This is a genomic window from Acaryochloris marina S15 (assembly GCF_018336915.1).
In the GTDB taxonomy this organism is placed as follows: Bacteria; Cyanobacteriota; Cyanobacteriia; order Thermosynechococcales; family Thermosynechococcaceae; genus Acaryochloris; species Acaryochloris marina_A.
Genome location: NZ_CP064923.1, coordinates 125,588 through 147,495 on the forward strand (window position 1 = coordinate 125,588; position 21,908 = coordinate 147,495).

The 21,908-nt window shown below is 46.9% G+C and carries 17 protein-coding genes and 3 pseudogenes; 7 read left to right on the plus strand and 13 right to left on the minus strand.

The features are described from left to right. Positions 1 to 102: 102 nt before the first annotated feature. The 3 genes from I1H34_RS01375 (at position 103) to I1H34_RS01385 (ending at position 3,970) form a co-directional block, all read left to right on the plus strand. The gene (locus tag I1H34_RS01375) at positions 103 to 2,592 is read left to right on the plus strand and encodes a TonB-dependent receptor domain-containing protein (RefSeq protein WP_212664002.1); all 2,490 of its coding nucleotides are present in this window, start codon (positions 103 to 105) and stop codon (positions 2,590 to 2,592) included. 40 nt (positions 2,593 to 2,632) lie between these two features. Continuing rightward, positions 2,633 to 3,214 carry a hypothetical protein gene (locus I1H34_RS01380; protein WP_212664003.1) on the plus strand — a complete coding sequence of 194 codons (582 nt, stop codon included), beginning with the start codon at positions 2,633 to 2,635 and terminating at the stop codon, positions 3,212 to 3,214. Positions 3,215 to 3,283: 69 nt separating this feature from the next. Then, positions 3,284 to 3,970: an O-methyltransferase gene (locus I1H34_RS01385; protein ID WP_212664004.1), complete on the plus strand. Its 687-nt coding sequence runs from the start codon at positions 3,284 to 3,286 to the stop codon at positions 3,968 to 3,970. Between the two features lie 8 nt (positions 3,971 to 3,978). Here the strand turns inward: I1H34_RS01385 and I1H34_RS01390 are convergent. Beyond that, positions 3,979 to 5,370 (minus strand): annotated as a pseudogene (locus I1H34_RS01390) (ISKra4 family transposase). A gap of 432 nt (positions 5,371 to 5,802) precedes the next feature. Here I1H34_RS01390 and I1H34_RS01400 point away from each other — a divergent pair. Then, entirely contained in the window at positions 5,803 to 7,194 is a 1,392-nt protein-coding gene (locus I1H34_RS01400; protein WP_212664006.1) for an FAD-dependent oxidoreductase, read from the plus strand. Positions 7,195 to 7,406: 212 nt separating this feature from the next. Here the strand turns inward: I1H34_RS01400 and I1H34_RS32680 are convergent, their stop codons facing one another. The 7 genes and pseudogenes from I1H34_RS32680 to I1H34_RS01430 form a co-directional block, all read right to left on the minus strand. Continuing rightward, positions 7,407 to 7,529 carry a hypothetical protein gene (locus I1H34_RS32680; RefSeq protein WP_283250047.1) on the minus strand — a complete coding sequence of 41 codons (123 nt, stop codon included), beginning with the start codon at positions 7,527 to 7,529 and terminating at the stop codon, positions 7,407 to 7,409. Between the two features lie 147 nt (positions 7,530 to 7,676). Next, positions 7,677 to 8,165, minus strand: a complete 489-nt coding sequence (locus tag I1H34_RS01405) for a tetratricopeptide repeat protein (protein WP_212664007.1) — start codon at positions 8,163 to 8,165, stop codon at positions 7,677 to 7,679. Between the two features lie 371 nt (positions 8,166 to 8,536). After that, positions 8,537 to 9,817, minus strand: coding sequence for an MFS transporter (locus I1H34_RS01410; protein WP_212664008.1), 1,281 nt, complete (start codon positions 9,815 to 9,817; stop codon positions 8,537 to 8,539). Positions 9,818 to 10,026: 209 nt separating this feature from the next. Further along, the gene (locus I1H34_RS01415) at positions 10,027 to 11,088 is read right to left on the minus strand and encodes an ABC transporter substrate-binding protein (RefSeq protein ID WP_212664009.1); all 1,062 of its coding nucleotides are present in this window, start codon (positions 11,086 to 11,088) and stop codon (positions 10,027 to 10,029) included. Positions 11,089 to 11,116: 28 nt separating this feature from the next. Beyond that, entirely contained in the window at positions 11,117 to 12,160 is a 1,044-nt protein-coding gene (locus tag I1H34_RS01420; RefSeq protein ID WP_212664010.1) for an ABC transporter substrate-binding protein, read from the minus strand. After that, entirely contained in the window at positions 12,160 to 14,688 is a 2,529-nt protein-coding gene (locus tag I1H34_RS01425) for a TonB-dependent siderophore receptor (RefSeq protein WP_249369697.1), read from the minus strand. Before I1H34_RS01425 ends, I1H34_RS01420 begins: the two co-directional genes overlap by 1 nt. A gap of 320 nt (positions 14,689 to 15,008) precedes the next feature. Next, positions 15,009 to 15,386: pseudogene (locus tag I1H34_RS01430) on the minus strand (IS630 family transposase); the annotation flags it as partial. A gap of 136 nt (positions 15,387 to 15,522) precedes the next feature. Here I1H34_RS01430 and I1H34_RS01435 point away from each other — a divergent pair. Further along, the gene (locus I1H34_RS01435; protein WP_212662243.1) at positions 15,523 to 16,608 is read left to right on the plus strand and encodes an IS630 family transposase; all 1,086 of its coding nucleotides are present in this window, start codon (positions 15,523 to 15,525) and stop codon (positions 16,606 to 16,608) included. A gap of 32 nt (positions 16,609 to 16,640) precedes the next feature. Here I1H34_RS01435 and I1H34_RS01440 read toward each other — a convergent pair whose 3' ends face one another. Beyond that, positions 16,641 to 18,323, minus strand: coding sequence for an IS1634 family transposase (locus tag I1H34_RS01440; protein WP_212664011.1), 1,683 nt, complete (start codon positions 18,321 to 18,323; stop codon positions 16,641 to 16,643). A gap of 64 nt (positions 18,324 to 18,387) precedes the next feature. Continuing rightward, a pseudogene (locus I1H34_RS01445) lies at positions 18,388 to 18,890 on the minus strand (IS630 transposase-related protein); the annotation flags it as partial. Between the two features lie 83 nt (positions 18,891 to 18,973). Here I1H34_RS01445 and I1H34_RS01450 point away from each other — a divergent pair. Both I1H34_RS01450 and I1H34_RS01455 read left to right on the plus strand, forming a co-directional pair. Continuing rightward, positions 18,974 to 19,207 (plus strand): hypothetical protein, encoded by a 234-nt coding sequence (locus I1H34_RS01450; RefSeq protein WP_212664012.1) that lies wholly within the window; start codon positions 18,974 to 18,976, stop codon positions 19,205 to 19,207. Between the two features lie 2 nt (positions 19,208 to 19,209). Beyond that, a complete protein-coding gene (locus I1H34_RS01455; RefSeq protein ID WP_249370234.1) occupies positions 19,210 to 19,626 on the plus strand; it encodes a type II toxin-antitoxin system VapC family toxin in 417 nt (138 codons plus the stop codon). Between the two features lie 64 nt (positions 19,627 to 19,690). Here I1H34_RS01455 and I1H34_RS01460 read toward each other — a convergent pair whose 3' ends face one another. The 3 genes from I1H34_RS01460 to I1H34_RS01470 all read right to left on the minus strand — a co-directional run bounded on the left by I1H34_RS01460 (position 19,691) and on the right by I1H34_RS01470 (position 21,906). Beyond that, entirely contained in the window at positions 19,691 to 20,386 is a 696-nt protein-coding gene (locus I1H34_RS01460; RefSeq protein ID WP_212664014.1) for an IS630 family transposase, read from the minus strand. Next, the gene (locus I1H34_RS01465; RefSeq protein ID WP_212664015.1) at positions 20,383 to 20,826 is read right to left on the minus strand and encodes a helix-turn-helix domain-containing protein; all 444 of its coding nucleotides are present in this window, start codon (positions 20,824 to 20,826) and stop codon (positions 20,383 to 20,385) included. Before I1H34_RS01465 ends, I1H34_RS01460 begins: the two co-directional genes overlap by 4 nt. A 78-nt stretch (positions 20,827 to 20,904) precedes the next feature. Next, positions 20,905 to 21,906, minus strand: coding sequence for a helix-turn-helix transcriptional regulator (locus tag I1H34_RS01470; protein WP_212664016.1), 1,002 nt, complete (start codon positions 21,904 to 21,906; stop codon positions 20,905 to 20,907). Between the last annotated feature and the right edge of the window lie 2 nt (positions 21,907 to 21,908).

Below are 21,908 nucleotides of genomic sequence, written 5' to 3' on the forward strand. Positions count from 1 at the left end.
AGTTCTTAATAAATACTGACTGAGATGACGGTGTGAGGGTATTGAATGCAAGGCAGAAGCTATCAAAGATCTCTGATGGGGAGCAGTTTGGCTGTACTGCTTATGGGGCCGTCTGTTTGGGCTGTGCCAGCCGCAGAGCCAGAAGGAAGAATGGACAGTGCAAAGTCCGTTTCTACTTTGCGATGGCCAAAGGCCGGTCGGAGACCATCGCAACCCAGCACGACCGTTAAAGACTGGCTGGCCCAGGCCCTCGCTCAAATTACGGATATCCAGATAAATGAAACTGCAGAGGGGATTGAACTGGTTTTAGTCGCCACGAATGCTGACCTTGCTGAGGTTTCAACCACTCGGTCTAGCGATAGCCTGATCATCACCATTGATAATGCACAGTTGGTAGAGAACACCCTGCAAGCAAATCCTGCCGAGGGGATGGATGAGATTACCCTGCAATCCCTAGATAATAATCGAGTCCAACTCACCCTGGTCACCACGGCTGAAACAGCCCAAGTTTCTACCAAGCCTGACGGTTTAACCGTGTTGGTTAATACGGTAGCCGAGCAACCGACAGATTCTGCACCAGCTCGTGAACCAGCAGCTAGCGCTGAAGAGGACGAGCTAGAAATTGTGGTCACGGCGGAAAAGACCCCCGAAAATGTTCAAAACGTGCCCCTAAGCCTAACGGTATTGACCGAGAAAGAAATTGAAGATGCGGACATTACCTCTTTTGAAGACATTGCCGAAAATACCCCCAACTTCAGTCTTTTTAGCGGCGATGGTGCCAATAGTCCCTTCTATTCCATTCGGGGTTTAGGCAACTCCAACTTTCTCTCCCGGGATGCAGTGGCCTTTTATATTGACGATGTCCCCTACGATCGCATTGGCTTTATTACCACCGATCTACCGGATATTGCCCAGGTTGAAGTGCTGCGAGGACCGCAAAGCACCCTCTATGGCCGGAATTCCCTCTCTGGTGTAGTCAATATCAAAACTCGCCAACCGACGAACGAGGTTGAAGTGAATGGAACTGCCAGCTACGGGAATTTTGATGCCGTCAACCTCCGGGCAGGCGTCAGTGGCCCCCTCGTCAAAGATGAGCTGTTCTTTCGCCTATCGGGTAACTTTCTGTCACGGGATGGATATATCAACAACACCTTTTTAGATAATGATGTCGATGAGCAAAGAAATCTAAACGGTCGGGCCAAACTGCTGTGGACACCTGCAGATGAATGGGAGATCTCATTAAATGCCTCGATTGAAGATCTCGATAGCGGCACCAATCTAGTGGTCATTGATGACTTCAATCCGGCTAATGCCTTTGAGATTGAATCAGATGTCAATAATTCCTTTAAACGGAACACCAATACCCAAGCCCTCAAAATTGCCTATACCCATCCTCAGTTCAGGGCCACTTCCATTACCAGCCGTCGATTTTCTAAGAGCCAACAACGTTCGGATGCAGATGGTAGCCCGCTCAACTTGATTGTAAATACCAATGACTTTGCAGCAACGGTTTGGAGTCAAGAAATTCGTTTCCAATCCCCTGAAGAGGCTGAGACGTTGGAATGGTTGGTGGGGGGATATTTTGAATCCAGCCAGTTCTCTAATCAAAACGATGGTTTTACCTTTGGTGCCGATGCAGGTGCGGTTGGATTTCCAGTGGGGACAAACCTCAGAAGTGGAGAATTGGATGAAACTATCTTGGCGGCCTTTGCCCAAGTTAGCTATCGTCCCGCTCCACCGTTAACCCTGACTGCAGGATTACGATTTGAATCCTTTAACAGCACCCTCCAAAACCTAGACACCGTTTTCACCCCTCCCGGCGGTCCTAGCTTCACCACGTTTTCCGCCCGTGATGTCCAGCAAGATACCGATATCTTGCTCCCTCGCCTTGTGGCCGAATATCGTTTCAATCCTGATCTGATGATCTATGGCAGCGTTACCCGAGGATACCGACCGGGGGGCGTCAACTTTCGCGGCGATGCCACAACCCTAACCTTTAATGCTGAAAAATCCTGGAATTATGAAATCGGACTGAAATCATCTTGGCTTGACGATCGCTTAAAGGTGAATTTAGCGCTCTTCCATAATGACGTGAATGACTATCAAGTGCTGGTAACCGATAATTTGGCGGTAGGCCGGATCGACAATGCAGAAGTGAATATCACAGGCGGTGAGCTAGAACTGAGAGCTACGCCTATGGATGGCTTGGATATTATTGCGGGCCTGGGTATTTCGGATGCGAAATTCACCGAATTTGGCAATTTTGATGGCAATCGCGTGCCCTTTGCACCGAGTTTCACCTACAATGTCGCCCTCCAATATCGGGCACCCATGGGCCTCTTTGCCCGCATAGCGCTACAAGGTTTAGGAACAACCAATTTCACTGAGGATAACACCCTCAAACAAAATCCCTATGCAACGGTCAATCTGCGACTGGGGTATGAGTTTGATCAAACCGGTATTTATGTATTCGCCAACAATATTTTTGATACGGGGTACTTTGCCCAAGGCTTTGATTTTGCCCCCATCGGCTTTCTGGTGACTCCTGGTGCGCCCGCAACTTTTGGAGTTCAAGTGACCACTCGATTTTGAACCTGAGATTGATTTCATTTGTAAGGGATAGGGAAAAACAATGAAGCTAAAACAATGGTTTGCCACTTGGTCTCGCAAAATCCACCGCTGGGTGGGTCTGTACTTTGCCCTGATTGTTGTCCTGTACATCGCTGAAGCAGTGGCGTTGCCAGCCATCTATGGCGAAGGCTTACCGAAGGTCGATGGTAGCCCTCCGATTTATACCGTAACTAGTACAGCGCCGTTACTCTCGCAACAGCAAGCCCGTCAGCGATTAATAGAGCAACATCCTCCAGGCATTCATGCCCTGGAAGATATCAACGAAATTACCTACTTGCCCCAGGCAGATCTCTATCGGTTGGCCAATAGCGATCGCTACTTTGAGTGGTATCTCGATAGCCATACCGGAGACTTGCTCAAGTATGGTTTCAAACTGACGCCATATCTGGAGGAGCAAACCCTGCTCGGCTGGTGGAGTCCCTGGGCCCATGCCATTTTGGAAGTACCGGGCCTGTTATTGATGGTGGTGTTAGCCGTTAGTGGCGTGTATATGTTTATGCTTCCGTTCTTGCCTAAATCGGAGGCTATGGGATCTGAATCTATTGATATTGCCGAAGTAGCGGTATCGAAAGGAGATCGCTAAAGGGCATTAGGAAGACAACGCTCCAAGGCATTCAGGTTTTCAACTGCACACTCCATTTATCAATATCTAATGAGTGATCAGAATATCGTTCTAGGTGACCCAAAAGTTGAAGCGGTCCTGGAACGCCTACACCATGCAGCCGATCGACAAATCCTGCAGCTGGTTCTGCATTATCTGCCTCAGCTCCCCAGACTATTACTGGGGCAAGGCATTCACTGGAATCCTGCTCGGACCCATTTCTATCGAGATAAATACATTCCGATAGAGCGTGATCAAGGCCAATTACTCTATTTGTTAGCTCGGGCCATCAATGCCCAAACAATTGTGGAATTTGGCACCTCTTATGGTGTTTCCACCCTCTATTTAGCTGCAGCGATCCGAGATAATGGCCAGGGCAAAGTGATTGGTACTGAAATCATCCCGGAGAAAGTGATCCAAGCCCGAAAGTATATTGCAGAGGCGGGTCTTGCAGAGTTTGTAGATTTGCGGGAAGGGGATGCATTAAAAACCTTGCAGGATATCGACGGCCCCATAGATTTGGTGTTGATGGATGGGTATCCACATCTGGCTTTGGATATTTTAAGGTTGTTGCACCCTCAGATTCGACCGGGTGGCCTGGTTATTTCCGATAATGTGGGGACTTTCAAAACGGCTCTAAACCCCTACGTCGAGTTTTTACAAGCTCCCATCAATGGCTATCGTTCTTCAACCTTGGCGTTAAAGGGGGGAACTGAGTTGTCGATCAAGGTTGGTTAGGGGCGTATTTAGCGGATCGGGGATGCCTTAGTTTTCGGAATGGTCACCTCTGGGAATAAGGAGTCAAACCGTTCATTGACCCAGGCAATTCTCAAGATCAGTAAATGGTTGAAACCATCCTCACTCCAGCGCATGCCAACTCCCTTAAAGCGCTGCTGAATCAACCACTTGCATGCACTTTCAACCATTCCTGACCCGAGAGGAATCTGTTGCTGTTCAAAGTGCCGATAACGGATGTGGTGATGATGGCGTTGGAAATAAGCCTGCACCTGGAGCAACGTTGAAAAAGACTTTCCCGTTAACAGTTGTGAGTGAATCAATATCGTCAAGGACCGTAATACAAGTAGGTGTTGCCCGTGTCGCAATTGGTGTCGCCAGTGCCGGAACCAGGCTTGGGCTTGAGCAGAGCGGGCATCTCCAAACATCGCTTTAGTTGCTCGTGCCAGATGGCCTGCTGAATGAAAAAAGTCGAGGACTGCCACAGCACAATGAGAGAACAAGGTGCGATAGACTCGCCAGAAGCCTCGTCCCCCATCACTGAGCCAGATGACTTTTGGAGCAGATTCAAAGTCTTGTTTGTGAGCTTCGAGTTGAAGTAAAGGGATGAACTGGTCGATATCGCCCAATACTGCCACCAGTCTTCGACGCAGTAATTGGGGGACCTCCTTTTTAGCTCGGGTAACCCGTGTTCCCAGGCGAGCTAAGATGGCGACTTTGACTTCTCGCCACTGGATTTTTCCCTTGGGTGAGTTCGGGGTGGGGCGAAAGGGGACCATCACACCATCGGCGGCAATGGCCAAAGGTAGAGCAGATAACATCTCTGAAATCGCTTCACAAGGGGCCTGAGTCCCTGATGATTGAGCGTTGAGTTGAGCTTCTAATTCCTGCTGAGCTTTGTTACCCACGGATTGCACCCAGTTCCACAAACTGGATGGACTCACGGATAGACCACTCCACTGACCCAGCATCCAACTGGCCAGTTCATAGGGCATGAACAGACTCAACAAGCAGCCCAGACGCACCAGTTCTTCGCTGCTGTGCTGATAGGGGGCAATCCCAATGGCTTGATCCAGGGGAGTCAACAGACTGCCTGGACATCCTTTGGGACAACGGCCCACCCGTCGCTTTCAAGAGATAGTGCCTACCAGTGTCTGCATCTGACGAGATTCCCATCCCTTCGAATGTAAGCGGGTTCCGCAGGTAGTACATACAGGCCATACAAATACTGCTTTCGCGCGCCTTGAGAGTTCATCCTCCAGAAGACAGCGAGCTAGAAACAAGCCCATTTGCAGAACGATATAAACCATCTGACTCAGGCTGGTTGATACTTTGAGTGCTTCAGTTTGTTCTAGAAATTCGTCATGGGCTAGCACGGTTAGCAATTGCGATGGTAGGGTCATGATAGTTTTTTGGTTCGGGTACAGGATCTATTGTCCTTGACCCGTTTTTCTTTGAGCCATGCATCCCCGATCCTTTGCTTACGCCCGTTGGTTAGAGATATCCGAACAAGCACTATTTTGCTGGAGATAGGTTGTGGTCAGCCTTACTGACTCATAATTTTGAACCTAACTCCCCTCGAGAAAACAAGCCAGTTCAAAACTAGGCTAGGTTTGATTCGCATATATCACGACAAATGAGATCTGCCACAACAGCATTTTTTAGCATCATGATGTTCAGTATTTTTTCTATTTTTATAAATCTTAATTATTGAATCTTGCTGAATGAGAAACATATTTTTTGATATTTAAAAATAAGGTTTTTGCCATAAACTATTGACAGTTTGACTAAATAATATGCTGTAAAACAAAAAGAGTGAGAGTTGAGATAAAAGTATGGTAAATTCTCCGCCTGCAAAGCCTCTCCCCTCTGACAAGAAAAGGAAAGCAGTAGTAGTGGGGGGTGGGCCAACCGGAACGCTGATTGCTTTGTATCTGGCTCAAGCAGACTGGAATGTATCGGTCTATGAACGGAGAAGTGTTGATACTAAAGCGTCTAGCAATCGTCGTTCATTCAATATTGTACTGAACAGGCGTGGACTCAAAGCGCTGGAAGATGCTGGTGTTCAGCTACCACCAGAACAGCACGTATATATCCAAGGTAATATTCGGCACACCGAGAAAGATTCAACCTTGAGAAAAGGATCTAGAAATTCGGTTTCAGTAGATCGACATACCCTAGCTCAGTCATTAATTACGGAAGGAAAGAATCGCTTTCCTGACAACATTCAATATTATTTTGATCAAACTTTATTGCAGCTCAATATTCAAGATAAGTCTGCATTGTTTCAGGAAGCATCCGGACAACATGAAGAGAAGTTTGATTTATTAGTTGGAGCAGATGGTATCTCTAGCACAGTCAGGCATTCCATGAGTTCCCAGCTGCAAGGATTTGAAGTCCGACAGCATGCTGACAACATGATGTATAAAATATGTAACTTAGGGTTAGCCGAAAATTTGCCTGGTGCAACGGCAGGATGGGCAGATGCTTTTCATGTATGGCCTGGTGCTGAACCTGTAACGATGGCCGCTCCACCGAGTGCCGATGGCTTCATCAGAGCCGTGTTGATTTTGCCCCAAGAAGGAGAGATAACGTTCGATACCATTCAAACCGAAGCAGACATATCTGCCTTGTTTAAAGCAAAGCTTCCGGTTGTATTTCATAATTTAGACCAGACCGGGCTTCCCCCTGACTTCGCTCAAGATCTGCTATCACAAAAAGCCGCCCATGGAGGGTTTACCACTCTGTGTAATCGGTTTGAAGACGGAGATAGCGTTGTGCTGTTGGGAGATGCAGCCCACTCAATTTGGCCATCCTTAGGACAAGGGTGTAATGCAGCCCTTGAGAGTTGTCGCATTTTTGCTGAGAGGCTGGCACAAGCACAAGGAGACTTATCTTTGGCTTTACCGGCTTACACTAGGGTCCGTAAACCCGATACGGATGCCGTGGCTAGGCTATCTGAGATTGGTTTTGGCGGCAATAAACGCGCATCGAATTCCCTATTTATGGCTAAAGTATCGACACTCATGCTGATGCATAAGCTATTGCCCAAGTGGTTTAAGGGATATGCTCTTTTTCAAATGGGGGATGCTGACGTCCCGTATGCTGATATTTGGCGACAAGCTCAGACCCAAGAGAAACAATTACTAGGTTTATTCGCTATTGTTGTGGGCATTGTTCCCACGCTCTGGATAGCTTTTCAGATCATCCACAAGGTCTGGCTGTGAGGTTAGACCAATAGGTTATTGATGCATGAACACCAGTGGAAGATAAAGATGCTCAAAGCCCATTGATCCTCTGCCAAGAATGAAGCAAGTATCGTATGGTGCGATCGCACCATAAATACGTAACTTCAGACCATCTACATAGGCAGCAACTATAGATTAAGCCTGCCACCAGCAAGAATCAGGTGTGAATTCCTGATTCTTACTCACACTTATCACTGATCAAATTGCCGATCAAAATACTCTAAAAAGAACAACGTAGAATAGGTCGCTAACGCCAGCGGTGCTAAAACAACTGATAACCGGGGATCTAATAGTAAGTCAACCAAGATATGCATGAGATTTACTCCTATGTATTGAGTTAACCCACTTGAGCCTTTTTTGAAACATTAAATCTGGATGGTCTGGATATAAAATGAACAACCCTGCCAAGAGCATGACTAGAACCAGAGAAATGCCATAGAGCCGTGAGCAACCATAAGCCTTTAAGTACTTAATGAGTGAGGTTGCATCTGACTGAAAAACGTTTGGGCCTGTTCTGCGGCCAGTTCAAAAACAGCCTGGGCTTTGTCAGATTGCCCTAAATTCTGATAAAGCTCATAGGCTTTCAGACTGACCATCTCTAGAGCTTTTGCCGCCTCAAATCGTAGACACTGGGAATATTGAGTGGAATACATCAAATCAATCACTTGAGCCAGCGCTTGTTGCATGGTGGTTTCTGCCGCTTGGACCTCATCAGACTTCAGCGAATTATCGGCTAAATTATGACAAGAAATAACGTAGGCATGAATCGCCTCAGGGTGATGACGTTCTTTTTTAGCAGTCATCAACATTAATTCTGCAAGGGAAATGGCTTTCCGATAAGCTTGCCGAGCTTCTGCATACCTGCCTGCCTGAAAGCTTTGATTGCCAGCCTTGCTATGTAGCTGCCAGCCCAGTTCATAGGATGAATAGATCTGAGGATCGTAGGTCATTGGTTCAAAGGATGGTCTTGAGCTGCAATACGTTAGTCGTCCATCAATAATCAGAAATTATTATCAATTGAATGTATATTCACTAGATTCTGAATCCAAATATGATTGATGGTACTTATCCGTAAGCCAGCGCTGGAACAGCAGTCTTCAATTGACGGGTAAAAGAATCTAGCTAGATCGCTTTGTATAAAGAGTTTCATATGGAGTGCTGTTGATTATTAAATTTACGATGAAGTCACTAGAATTATATTGTTGCATAATTGATAAATATTCTCAATAATTTTGTAGCAAGCATATATCGAGGATTGGCCCGTTGTTGCCAGGCTTAGATAAGTGAGAGCTTGTCGGTAGTCTCATTTTTGACTGCTCAATTAGCAGTTCTGGTCCATTGAAGGTACCTCTACCGATCGCAGTTGCCGAACACTATATCCACCCACAGCAAGCAACATCCCACAGGTGGAAAAGATAGAAATCTGTAGTGCCATACCCGCTCCTAATCCTGTACCAAAAATTGGGCCAAAGAAACCTGCTAATGCCCCACCGGGTTGCATGGCTGGCTCAAAGAATTGATCGGCTAACGGACCTGCGATCGCATATCCGATCGGACTACTCAACTGGGTCAAGAAAAATTGCGTTGCAAACACTCGCCCTTGCACTTCCGGCTCCACCTTCGACATCCAAATCGCTTGACTCGCACTCTCGGGAAAAGGAGAACAAAATCCACAGACCAGCGCTGTGCCAATCTTGGTTACCGTTTGCTGCGTGAGGGCCAACACAATGATGCCGAATTTCCACAGGGCGCTAGCCAGCAACACACCATGAATGCGGCGCTTCGGTCCGCCGCTAATACTAATGGTGAGTCCGCCTAAGAGACCGCCCATGCCAAAGAAGGCCAGCAGCGTTCCCCAAATCAGCGGGTTATTATTGCTCCGAGCTAAAACCATGGCTGGCAGAATCGCGAATATCGTACTGCCAATCAGGCTATTCACCATCCAAAAACTCAGTAAAGCCATCAGGCTAGGCCGAACCCAGAGATACTGCAGACCAAAGGTCAAGGTCGACCAAGACATCTGTTGTGCAGTCGGCTGTTCTGGAGGCTGAGGGATTTTGACCAGAGCTAGACTGGTCATCGCCATGGCGAAGGTAGCAAGATCGACACTGAGAACCCCCGTTAACCCGGTGGCAGCATAGAGAGCACCCGCTAAAGCCGGAGCGAGCACATAGCTCCCTGACATTTGAACAGAACCCAAAGCTGTGGCGCGGGCATAATGTTCTTCAGTCACCATTAGGGTCAGAGAAGCCGAATACGCTAACCCTTGGATATAGCCGAATAAACCGTTAATAGCACCCGAAATATAGAGATGCCATACCTGCAGATGATCCGTGAGCAACAGCATCAGCAGGGCGATGGTAGACAGTCCTGCGACCCAATCCCCCAGCAGCATCAAATGCTTGCGAGAGTATCGATCTACCCAAAACCCGGCAAAGGGAGAAACCAATAGTTTGGGAATCTGAGTAAACACCATAATCAAAGACAAGGGGGTGGCTTGGCCGGTCATTTCCCAGGCCCACAGGGTAATCGCAAAGTTCGTCAGTTCAGAACCCAACAGTGATGCAAATTGCCCGATCCAGATAATAAGAAAGGTGCGCATAGGTTCTGGCATTCAAAGATAGGAACGACGATTAGAGCAGACTTTGGCTCAGATGAACCTGCAGGGAGGTGAGAGATAGATCGGGGCAAGCCAATCAGCCAGACATGCTCAGAATGGAGCCAAAAAGACTTCAAATAGACCAGTAGATGTATCAAAAGTGCTGAAGACTGCCGGACATAAAAGATGGGTTGATGTCCCACCGACCCAATTCAATACTTAAAGCGAGTGGGCATCCGGCTGGTTTTGATTTCTGAGGGTGACAGTTGTTGGTAGAGGTCACTCAAGAAAATTTCAGTTCCGATAGGACCTAAAAGGGCATGGCATAGGTATACAGGGGTGAAATAGACTTTGCCTGCTTTGCTCGGTGGTAGTGATTGTGTGATCGCATTCTCGTTCCACTCTTTCTTAATGGCTTTGACCTGCTGTGCTTCTGGGTTTGGGGTCTTCGCAATGTTTTGACTGGAGAAGCCTTCAATCAGAATCCAATCCATATCCAGATTGGTCAAAGATTCCAACGAAATCACATGGCTCGGTTCTGGGGATTGGTTCAAAGCAGCTGGGACCACCACTTGAAACCCAACGTCTTCCAGCAAGGCACCACAGGCACTGTTCGCGGTTTCTAGGCGCACGCCCTGGCTCAGTTGCTCAGACAGCAGCAGCAAGACTTTGGGATCTTGAGCCACAATGGGCTGAAACTTAGCCTTCAGTTTGGCAACCTGTTGCTGAGAGTCCGCTACCACTGCGGTGGCTTTGTCAGCTTTCTGCAGCGCTTGGCCGAGAGCTTGCAGATCAGGCTGCCAGGCAGACCCTGCACCACTGTAGTCGAACAGTAAGGTGGGAGCAATTTTGGACAATAACTTATACTCATCTTTATTTTTAATGCTGTCTGCCAAGATCAAATCCGGTTTCAATTTTGCGATCGCTTCTAAAGACGGGCTCTCGGCAGTCCCCACATTTTTCGGCAGTCCCGTCAGCAACTTGCCCAAATAGGGAATTTGCTGTTCGGGTTGATCAAATTGACGAGTAGGGAATGGGAAATACTCCGCATGGGCAATCGGTTGTACCTCAAGGGCCAGTAAGAGTTCCAATAAATTAGGACCAATGGTCACCACCTTTTGCGGTTGACCACAGACCTCCGTTTCACCCAGATCATGGGCAATAGCTCGACAGTCAGTATCCGTTGAGGTGGAGGGGGATGGACGGGTGCAGGCCCCACTCACGATTGTCAGGGCCATCAGCAAGCCCATCGTTTTCAATCTCAGTCGTGCCATACGCTAGCTTTCCTAAAGGAGATGAGGTTTATTGTGATTGCTCAGAGACTTGAGGCAGTAACTCAGCTTGTAATTGTGCCAATATCAGCTCTGTGCCAATGGGGCCGGGTAGGGCACGGCAAATATAGGCACTGTGAAAGTACACTTGGTTGGTTTTGCTGGCGGGTAACGATTGTGCGATCGCATTTTCCTGCCACTGCTGTTGAACGGCTGAGATCTGCTGCTGTTCTAGATCCGGCCCCGCATCACTAAAATCGGTATTCCAGGCTAGAAAAAAGATCCAGTCAGATTTCAGCTCTGGCAATAGCTCTAGAGAAATATTGTTACGCCCTGGTCCTTCTGTACCGATATTTTTAGGGGCTAGCAACTGAAATCCCAGATTTTCTAGAAGTCCACCACAGCGACTGTCACTATTTTCAACCGCTAGCTCCTGCTCGAGTTGCTCAGAAGCCAACAACAAGACTTGCGGATATTTCAGGACAGCAGGCTGTAAGTTTTTACGAGCCTCAGCCACTAATTGGGTATGGGCAGCAATCACCTGCTCCGCCTTCTCACCACGGCCTAATACTTTAGCCAGCCTGCGAAGCTGAGTCTGCCAGTTCTCTTTGACCCCATAGGAGAACAGCAATGTGGGAGCGGTCTGGGATAAAAGTGAATATTGCCCCTGATTCGCCAGAGTGCTGCCCACAATCAGGTCTGGCTTCAGTTTCAAAATAGCTTCCAAGGAAGGAGTATTCCAAGAACCCACTTTTTTGACTGGGCCTGTTAGCCGTTCTCCCAGGTAAGGAATTTGGGATTGCGGTTGGTCAAAATCTGTAAACGGCAGAGTATAGTAATCCGCATAGCCAATCGGCTGTACCTCTAGGGCTAATAACAACTCCAGGACATTGGGGCCGATGGCGACGATGGTTTGGGGCTGACCACAAATCTCGGTTTTACCACCGTCATGGTCCACCATTTCACAGTCTCCAGGTGGAGCAGATACATCAGGTCGGTTATCGGCCGAGCCGCAGGCTAAGGTTAAAGTACCGACTAGTAATCCAAGCCATAGAGACTGAACAACGGTAGCCATTACAACTCCACAGAAATAGAGCCACGAATGGTGAATGGCTCCCCTGGGTAGATACCTCTGGCTCTCGTACCCCCCACCGAACGGATAAAATCAACATCGAATAGATTGTCAACATTGACGGCAAATTTCCAGCGATCACGCCGATAGAAAATAGCGGCATTCGTAAGGAAATAGCTATCAGCCCTAAAGCTGTTATCCAGATCGCCAGCCCGATCCCCTACAAAGTTAAAGCCCAAGCCAAACCCCAAGCCTTTAACATCCCCAGATTGGATTTCGTAAGTAGTCCAGAGACTGGCACTATGCTCCGGGATACCGATTAAGTCGTTGCCGACGGGAAAGGTATTGTCTTGGGTGATTTTGGCATCAATATAGGCATAGGATGCAATCACATTCCAACCTGGCACAATTTCACCTGAGATATCAAAATCAATCCCCCGGCTGTTTTGCTCACCTGAAGTAACGAAAGCAAAAGGGTTAATCGGATCAGCGGTGGCTACATTTGATTTAGTGATATCAAAAAAGGCAAGGGTGGCTGACAATCGGTCTTTGATCAACTCTGCCTTAATACCGACTTCAAACCCCTCTCCTCGCTCTGCATCCAAGAGTGCTCCCAAGTCATCCGTTTCAAAGGTGGGATTAAAGGATCGGGAATAGTTGGCATAAAGGGCCAGATAATCCGTCGGCTGAAAGACCAGACCCACCCGAGGGCTAAATGCTTCGTCTACCTGTGTATCTTCAATTCCTGTGACAATACCGATATTCGAGCGGTCGACGATATCGTAGCGAATACCTCCCACTAGGATCAGGTTATCCAGCAGGTAGATTTGATCTTGTAGGTACACTCCCAACCGATTGACCGAATTGTCATTGCCAAAGGCAATTGGCACAGTATCAAATGCAGGTTTTGGATCGTATACAGGATTAAAAATATCCAGAAAACTGAGAAAATCAGGGGTGGGGGAAAACCGGGTTGCCCCATTATTGTCTGCACGGGATAGATCGACCCCGGCGACGACATTGTGCTTAATGGAGCCTGTCTCAAATTCACCTTGCAGGCTGGTATTCAGATTGAAAAAGGTATTCTCATTAAACTGAGCTGCAAAAACCCGTGTCAATGTTCTAGTGGGTTCATCTAGGTCAAAAGGTAGCGCCAACACTCCATAGTCATATTTATCGTAGATATAGCTAAACTCATTGCGGAGTTTCCATTTGTCATTAAACCGATGCTCCAGGTTATACCCCACCTTCAAAAAGGTGTTATCCACCGTATCATCAGGGTTATTCGTGACCCGCGATGCCGGGATATTCGCAATACCATTGCCAGAAGCCAACGTTCCAAAGTCCGCTGGATTGTCTTCCTTGATGTATTCCAGGCTAAAGGTCACATCCGTTTGATCACTAATTTTCCAGGTTAAAGAAGGTCCTACGAAAAAACGATCAAAACTGGTCGTATAGTCCCGAAAACTATCTTCGCGGCGATACAGCGCATTGAGACGGTACAACAAGTTGCCTTCTTTATCCAAGGGACCTGATAGATCGACACTTGGACTCACAAAACCTCGATTCCCTCCTTGAATTTGCAGCTTATAGTACGGTTCCGATAAAGGTTTTTTCCGGACCAAATTAATCAGTCCACCGGGTTCTGACTGTCCAAATAAAACCGAGGCAGGCCCTTTCAAAACTTCTACCCGTTCTAAATTGGCAATTTCAGGTTCAACGGCATTTTCGCCAAACAGTCGAAACCCATTTTGCAAGACAGGCACATTATCAAAACCACGAATGGAAAAATTGAGTCCCCGACCATCGTTATTGCCTAAAAAGGTGACACCGCCAACATTTTCCACCACCTCTTCGACACCAATAGCCTGCTGATCTTCAATGATCTGCTTGGGGATGACCTGAATGGATTGGGGAACATCCCGAATGGGTGAATCGGTACGTGTACCGATGTTGGCAGTGGATAGGGCATAGCCTTCTTCCGGATTGGCCGTCACCGTAACTTCTACCTCTGCATCATCGGCCAGGGTATCAGGTGCCGCTTCCGAGACAATAGAGAAGGTTAGTCCTTGGGCGGCATTGCTCACCGTAGCGGTGGGAACAGCCTTGGCCCCCGTAATCACGACTTGCACCTGATCATCGGTCTGGTTTGTGATGCTAATTTGCGTAATCTCAGGCGTTGGGTTGGCTTGCTCAAAGCTAGGGCCTTCCGACAAAGCTAAGACGGCATTGGGAATAACCGCACTGAGACGATTGCTCTCTGTGGTGGGAGTGGGAATACTGAGCTGTCCAGTCGCCGTTTCCAAAATGATATTGAGACCTTCTGGGCTGGGTTCTACTCGCACAGCCGTAATCTCAATGATGGATGCCTCAATCTGGGCCTGCCATTCTTTCACGCTCGTGGCGGGTTGAGGGGAAGATGACTCAGGTATGGATAGTGTTGCTAGATCTATGTCTGGTGATGAAGGTACTGCGGCAGCAGTCTCAGCTCGAACAGGAAGCGAGACTAAAAGGCCAAAGGTCGCAATCACAGACGGTAGACCATAGACTATTGACCCTGGAAACTCAGAATATATCGCTTTCTGAATCAATCTTTTACACCGCTTCGACATCATTGCTTCGCCCACAGAGTCATTATTAACTAGGAATAATAGGGGATCTGTCCTCTCAACATCTTTGTGAGACGGACTTTTTTCTTTGCGATACGGACTTTTTAAAATCGGAACCGTTTCATAAAGATGAATGACACAATCACTCTTGGCTAACTCAGTTCTCGAGAATGCCTGGAAGGCAGAAATTGCTTTATGGGCATAGACTAAAATTGTGGTTTATATAGCAGTCGCCACTCTAATTAGGACGCTAGGTACAACACATGTTCCATTGCTTCTCTAAGTGAACTGAAGTGCTCTAATTGGTGTCTAATTCGACTTTTAATCCAAGCCCACGACCGTTCAATCTTATTCAAATCAGGAGAATAGGGTGGCAAGTACCACACTTCACATCCTGCGGCTTCTACCAGTTGCTCAATTCGCCCTCCCTTATGGAAGGTGGCATTATCAATGACTAACTTCTGCCCCGGTTTGAGCATCGGTATCAAACAAGTCTCAAGCCAAATTTCAAATACGGTGCGATTGCAAGCCCCTTCAATCGTGAACGGGGCCATGAGCTGCTTTCCTCTCAAAGCTGCAATCATATTGACTCGTCCACTTCTGCTACCAGACTTTAAAGCCTACATTCAGCAGGCTATAGATCTTCAGAAAAGCATCCGTGGTTTTAGCGACACTACATCTTCATTAAATATAGTAACTAGCTCCTGATACTCTTAGCTCTGGCAAGGATTTCAAGATTATCAGAGGTCATCCAGTATGCTCGCACAATTCAAACTGCGCTTTACCCAATCAACACGCAAAAAGATTGAAGCTAAACTGCGCCAGGCATACGGGAGTCAGAATTTACGTCTGGTCAAACGTATTAGTGCTTTATTGCAGCTTGGTCAAGGTGGTTCAGTGGCACAGGTAGCTGAAACATTGGCACTAGGCGAACAAACGATCAGGGATTATCTGCATGCATTTCTAAAACGAGGTATCGCTAGCTTTAGATACAAAGCGTCTCAAGGACGTCGCAGCAAACTCACTCCACGGCAACGACAACAGCTCAAGTCATGGATTAAAGCAGGTCCGCTCAAAGCTGGATACGAGTGTGGTTGTTGGAGTGCATTAATGGTTCAAGACCTGATTGCGAAACGCTTCAATGTTTCCTATCATCCCCATTATGTGAGTACTCTACTGAGGAACTTAGGCTTTTCATTTCAAAGAGCACGGTTTGTTGCAGCTCATCTCAATGAAGCCAAGCGACAAGAATGGATGACACACAAATGGCCTGAGATTTTGCGTTTATCAGCAGCCAAAGATGCCCTAATTTTATTTGGGGATGAGGCCAGTTTTGCGCAGTGGGGGTCGTTAAGCTACACCTGGAGTCTTCGTGGAGACCAGCCAACATTGCCCACCAGTGGTAAACGGAAGGCTTACAAGGTGTTTGGATTAATTGATTATCATTCTGGTCAGTTCTTCTATCAAGGTCAGACGGGACGCTTCAATTCTGAAGGGTATACTGCTTTTCTAACTCAAGTACTCCAGCAGACTCACAAGCATATTATTCTCATTCAGGACGGGGCTAGATATCACACCAGTAAAGCAACTAAGCAGTTCTTTGACCAGCAATCCGCTCGCCTTACTCCTTTCCAATTACCCACATATTCTCCTGACTTCAACCCAATTGAATTCTTGTGGAAGAAACTCAAAAAACGCAGCACACACCTACGGTTCTTCAAGCAATTTGATGACTTAGTTCAGCAGGTCGATGAGGGGCTACTGTACTTTAGTCAGACTCCCAATGAAATTACTGTCTTAATGGGCAAATATTGCAAAACCTTGGGTACACAAGCTGCCTAGCTAATCACGGATCTTTATCTGTAGATCTATAGCTAGCAGAGCAGATAATATTTTTTACAGCCCTTCCCAAGGAACGGCAAGATAAGTTGCTGCCTGCTGTTGAGCTTGATGAGATGCTTGGCACCATCAAGCCAAACTAAATGGACGGCCTGAAAGCATTGGAGAATCCAACGTAACGTAGGTTTCATAGTTTGTTTCCCCTTCTGATTAGGGAGAGTTGTTTGTACTTGTTCTAGTGCATTTCTTAACTGTCGTTGTCCTAAGCTGTAGACCATCAAACACAAGGCCATGATCATGGCTAAGGCAGCGATACGCCGAGGTGTCTTCAGGAAAACACTAGAGGCAAAGAAGAGTGGATCTTTGATAAAGCGAAAGCCTCCTTCACACGCCTGCTGGTTCTTATACTCGCGCAGAATATCATCATTGCTCCATTGCTCTTGTTCCAAGAGATTGGTGGCTAAGATGAAACGACCTGCTTGCCGCCGATAGCGTTCGATGACTGGCTCATTGAGGGTTAAGGTAGCCTCAATAGAATAGGTGTAGTGAGTCACAACCGTTGCTTTTGTCGGTCGTCCAGCCTTTGAATAATGAGGTTTTTTGTGGATTTTGAGATCGTCAAGGGTGTGATACCTGAGGATTTTGCCAAAATCTTGGGCTGCAGCTAAAGCATCTGCAGGGCACAAGAAGGTCTGTTTGCAGAGGGTTTTAAGTGCAGTAGTTTTTTGGCTAAACGCCTGATCAATCCGCTTTTGCACTTGTTTGAGTCCAGAGTCTCTGCGAGCTTTACTTTCAACCACCAGCCACCGTTGTTGAATCTCTCCATAGGTACTACATACTTCGACAAAGCTATAGCCGTTGAGAGCACTGGGGTGAAACTGTGAACCCGGCAGCCCTTGTAATAAGTCTTGGGCTGCCGTTGAACTTGCTGGAACTCGGCTAATCCAAGATGTACTTCCTAATGCTTGCAGATTGTCGGCACTGTAGAGGGCACTATCAGCAACAATCACCTCTGGCTGTTGCTGACTCCACTGTTGCTTAAATTCATGGATGATAGGCACAAACGTACTTTTGTCCGCATCATTACCGTTGCCCACTTGTAAAAATAAAGGAATACCCCCGTCCCCACTCACCAGTAGGTTCAATACAAACTGCTTGAGATCACGACGATTGTCCCGTGAGTAGCCGTAGGTGATTTTCACGGGTATCGGCTCCTCTGATTCAGCCAGTGCAGGGGAGGGGGACTCAGGTGCAGAGGGGGATTCGTCTGACGCCTCAACCTGTGGTTTATCTAAGTATTGCCCCTCAACACTAAGGCTTGTCGCATCTAGATGCGCACACCTTAGAGCTACATCGAATTTCTGAACGACTGCCATTGCCACATGGATAAATATCTGGGTCACACCATAGGCATAGAGCTTGTCGAGGACTCGACCGATACGGGTATCGTTGAGGTGCTCTGGCAGTACACCTTGACCGAGTAAGTGCTCGGTTGCTTTGCTTTCGAAAAACTCACTAAATAAGTACAATGGAGCACTCAAAAAGCCCATACCATTTAGAATCAGGGCTTTGACAACTTGACCACAACTAATATTCTCTTGCTCGTGAGTACCTAATAATCGATCCACTATTTCGACAATGCCGATCTCATCGACGATACCGGCAATAATACCGAGATGGTCAATATCCTGAACGTCTATCTCTTGAGGTGAATACATGGACTTGCGTTGAGAGACAACCTCAAAATTATCCCTTGATGGTTAGTACCTGCTGAATGTCGGTTAAAGCATAGACCCGCTCACCTTTGGGACCATAGCCATAGTCATACTCATCTCGATTGTCCATCCCTGACTCGTCAGCATAGACGATATCGTCTGGGTCTACTGTTGTTAACTTTTGGACGAACTCAGCCCGTTTGTGCTCATCACGTTGGCGGTAGCCATAGGTCTTTTTTTTCGAGTAAATCCAATATTCTTCAGCGCTCTTGAAATAGTACGCTCACTGATTTGCCCCTCCCACAACTCGGCCATCTGAGCTTGGGTTTTATAGCGATGTTCTTGAGCAAAAGCTCGAAACTTGTCCCAGTCTGTGATTTTGTGGCTATGGCCAAGGTGTTGTCTAGGGATGGGATGAAGATCACCTGTTTCTGCTTTGAGACGTTGCCATAGATTAATGGTGTTACGACTGATATGAAAGGTGTCACTCGCTTCTGAGGGAGGCATGCCATCAAGTTCAATAGCATCGATCACTTTGCAACGTAAATCGTAGCTGTAGATTTTAGGCATCCATTGAAAGACATAACAGTATCTCTAGTTTATTATGTCCTGAATAAAATGGCGCTTGCTATACTTCTCGTCGTATAACTCCCATGACATTAAAGGAAATACAGCAAGCCATTGACCAATTGTCGGCTGAAGAGCAATTTGTATTGCTAGAAAATCTCATTCAAACTCTGAAAGTAAAACAAAAATCTCCCATTGACCGTCATGCACTAGTTAACCAGCTACAAGGTTGTCTCAATCGGCCTGGTCAGTCGATACCTTCAGATACTGAGCTTGAGTCAATGCGAGAAGAACGACTGATGGAGAAATATCTTGCGTGAGAGTGTTATTGGATACAAACATCATTCTCGACTTCTTTCTGGAGCGAAAGCCATTTTTTGAGGATGTATTCAAGCTATTTGATGCGATTGCCGATCAAAAAGTTGAAGGTTTCGTTACAGCATCTAGCATTACCGACATTTTCTACATCTGTAGACGACAAACGCAGAATCTTGAAGAAGCTAGACAAATCCTCATCACCACCCTTTCTCTTTTAGATATTTGTCCAGTTGATTTCTCTATTCTTGAAACAGCTCTCAAATCTGGTTTAGCTGATTTTGAAGGTGCCGTTCAAATTGTCTGTGCTGAAGTACAGAATTTAGACGCGATCATTACTCGCAATCCCAAAGACTTCCGAACAGCCCGCATCTCTGTACTTTCTACTCATCAAATCCTAGAACAGCTTGATGCTGAATTTTAGAGAGTAAACAGACGGTTTTTTGCCAATAGAAGATACGATTTACCAATAATGTTCTAGTGCATCGTCAATATTTAATTTTAGGGTAGATAGAAGTGAGCTTACACCTGGCATCTTCAATGTTCATTTGCCAATCCACACCGCGTTGCGAGTGGTTCACATCAATCGGCCATGCTTGAACTTCATCTTTTAGAGTTTCAATCGTCCCAAAGCGCCTCCTATCAATACACTGTCGAGTCATTGCACTCAGTTCGTTTTCGGCCACGTTCAGCCAACTGCCATGCTTAGGGGTGTAGCAAAAGTGGATGCGTTGAACGAACCGCCGGGCACGCTCAGGCTCGAACACCTCATAGAAAGCCCCTTTGGTATGGGTGTTGAGATTGTCACAGGTGAGTATGACTTGTGGGCATTGTGCATAGCGTCCTTCCATTAAGACTGCGACTTCACTGGCCCAATCGATTTTTGTTCGCCGCTCACGAACAGTTGCTTGTCGCCACCCCGCTAAAGGTTCGCTAAACATGAAGATATTGGCGGTACCTGCACGCTCGTACTCATAATCAACCCGCTTAGGGTGTTGAGCGGTGGCTGGAATAGGGCACTTGATTTCTTTGTGGAGTTGGACAGGCTGTTCGTCCATACAAATCACCGGACAACTTGGGTCATAAGGCTGAGCATACACTTCCAGCACTTCTTCCATCTGAGCAACGAACTCTCCATCTGCTTCAGGCGGAATCACCCAGTACTCAATCTTGCGGTTGGTCATCCCGTTTTTTTCAGAGTCTGACGAACCGTTTCATGGCTGACAGATTCTACGATACCTAGTTCTACAACTTTGCGTGCCAGCAAGCGCAATGACCAATTCCCGTAGCCTTTAGGAGGGCTGCCTAATCGCATGGCAATGACTTGAGCTTCCTGCTCACCATCGAGTAACTTACTGCGAGGTGCTCTGACACGTTGGGCACCGTTAAGGGTTTCCTCACATCCTCTCTCTACAAGACGTTTACGAATGTTCTCAACTGTTTTAACTCGACAAGAATAAGCATCTGAAATGCGTTCATCGGTCCAATTTGGCCCGTCGGCATTTGCTTTCAAAAGAATTTGAGCACGTCGTACTTTTTGGCTGCTGCCCTTGAGCTTTTTGATGACGGCTTGCAGATGGTTCTGCTCATCTTCACTCAGTCGGACAATATATTTTTTCGGCATAGGGATAGGTGTTTTCTCGGTCTGACTGCAATACTGCCACCATTGTTACCTACCCTAATCTTTTAGCTTGACGCTGCACTAGCCTCGAATATTCAGTTGATATGCTTTGGGACTAACAGAAAATTTACGACGAAATGCTGTGCTAAAAGCTTCAGGATTGCGGTAGCCCACAGACATGGCTACTGCAGCAATGGAGAGACTGGCATCTGCCAAAAGTTGCTTAGCTTGTCCCAGCCGATAGTCCTGTAAATAACCAAAAACAGTAGTGCCAAATAGTTGGCGAAACCCCTGTTTTAATTTGCGGTCGTTCAACCCCACTTGATGGGCCAACTCAATTAAGAGAGGTGGATTCTCCGATTGTTGAATCAACAGATCCCGCGCGTGATGCAAACGTTCAATGTCATCTTTTCGTAGGGTAGGTGCCTGTAGATACTGCTGTTTCCAAGTTTCTAGCTGCAGCGTCAGCAACTCCAATGCTTTACTCTCGACATATAAGGCCTGGGTTGCCCCTGTATAAGGACAGTCCACGAGCTGTTGCAGCAGCTGCTCCATATTGGGAGAGATAGGGCCTAAGGATTGGTGAAAGCGTTGCTGTGACTTTGTACCTTGAAAAATGCTGCGCAAAGGGTTGGGTAGTGCCGGGTCATCTCGTAGAAAGTGAAAGTAATCTGTGTTGGCATAAATCATGACCAGATGGATTACTTCTCCCCCATGCCATTCTTCAATCTCTTCCAAGTCTGGCAGGTGATACAGGTAGTTAAACCCTTTTCGCTCAATATAGTCTGGTTGAATTCCTCTAATCCCTGGTGTCTCCACCCTTGCAGATCCAGACAGAAAAAATTTAGAGGTTAACGGAAATATAGGCTCATGAATTTGTTCAATCCGGAGGGTTTGTTGCAAAACTCCCTCCCGGATTTCAATGGTTAATCCACCGCGCAGGTGCAACTGGCGATAGGTGCCTTGGCCTAAACTTTTGGGCAGCAGGGTTGAACGATCTAATCCAGTCCGATCAGACGAGGACTCCATTTGACCTTGCTGACAAAGCTGTGTGAACTCTGCTGCCTTCAGAAAAAGTGCCATAT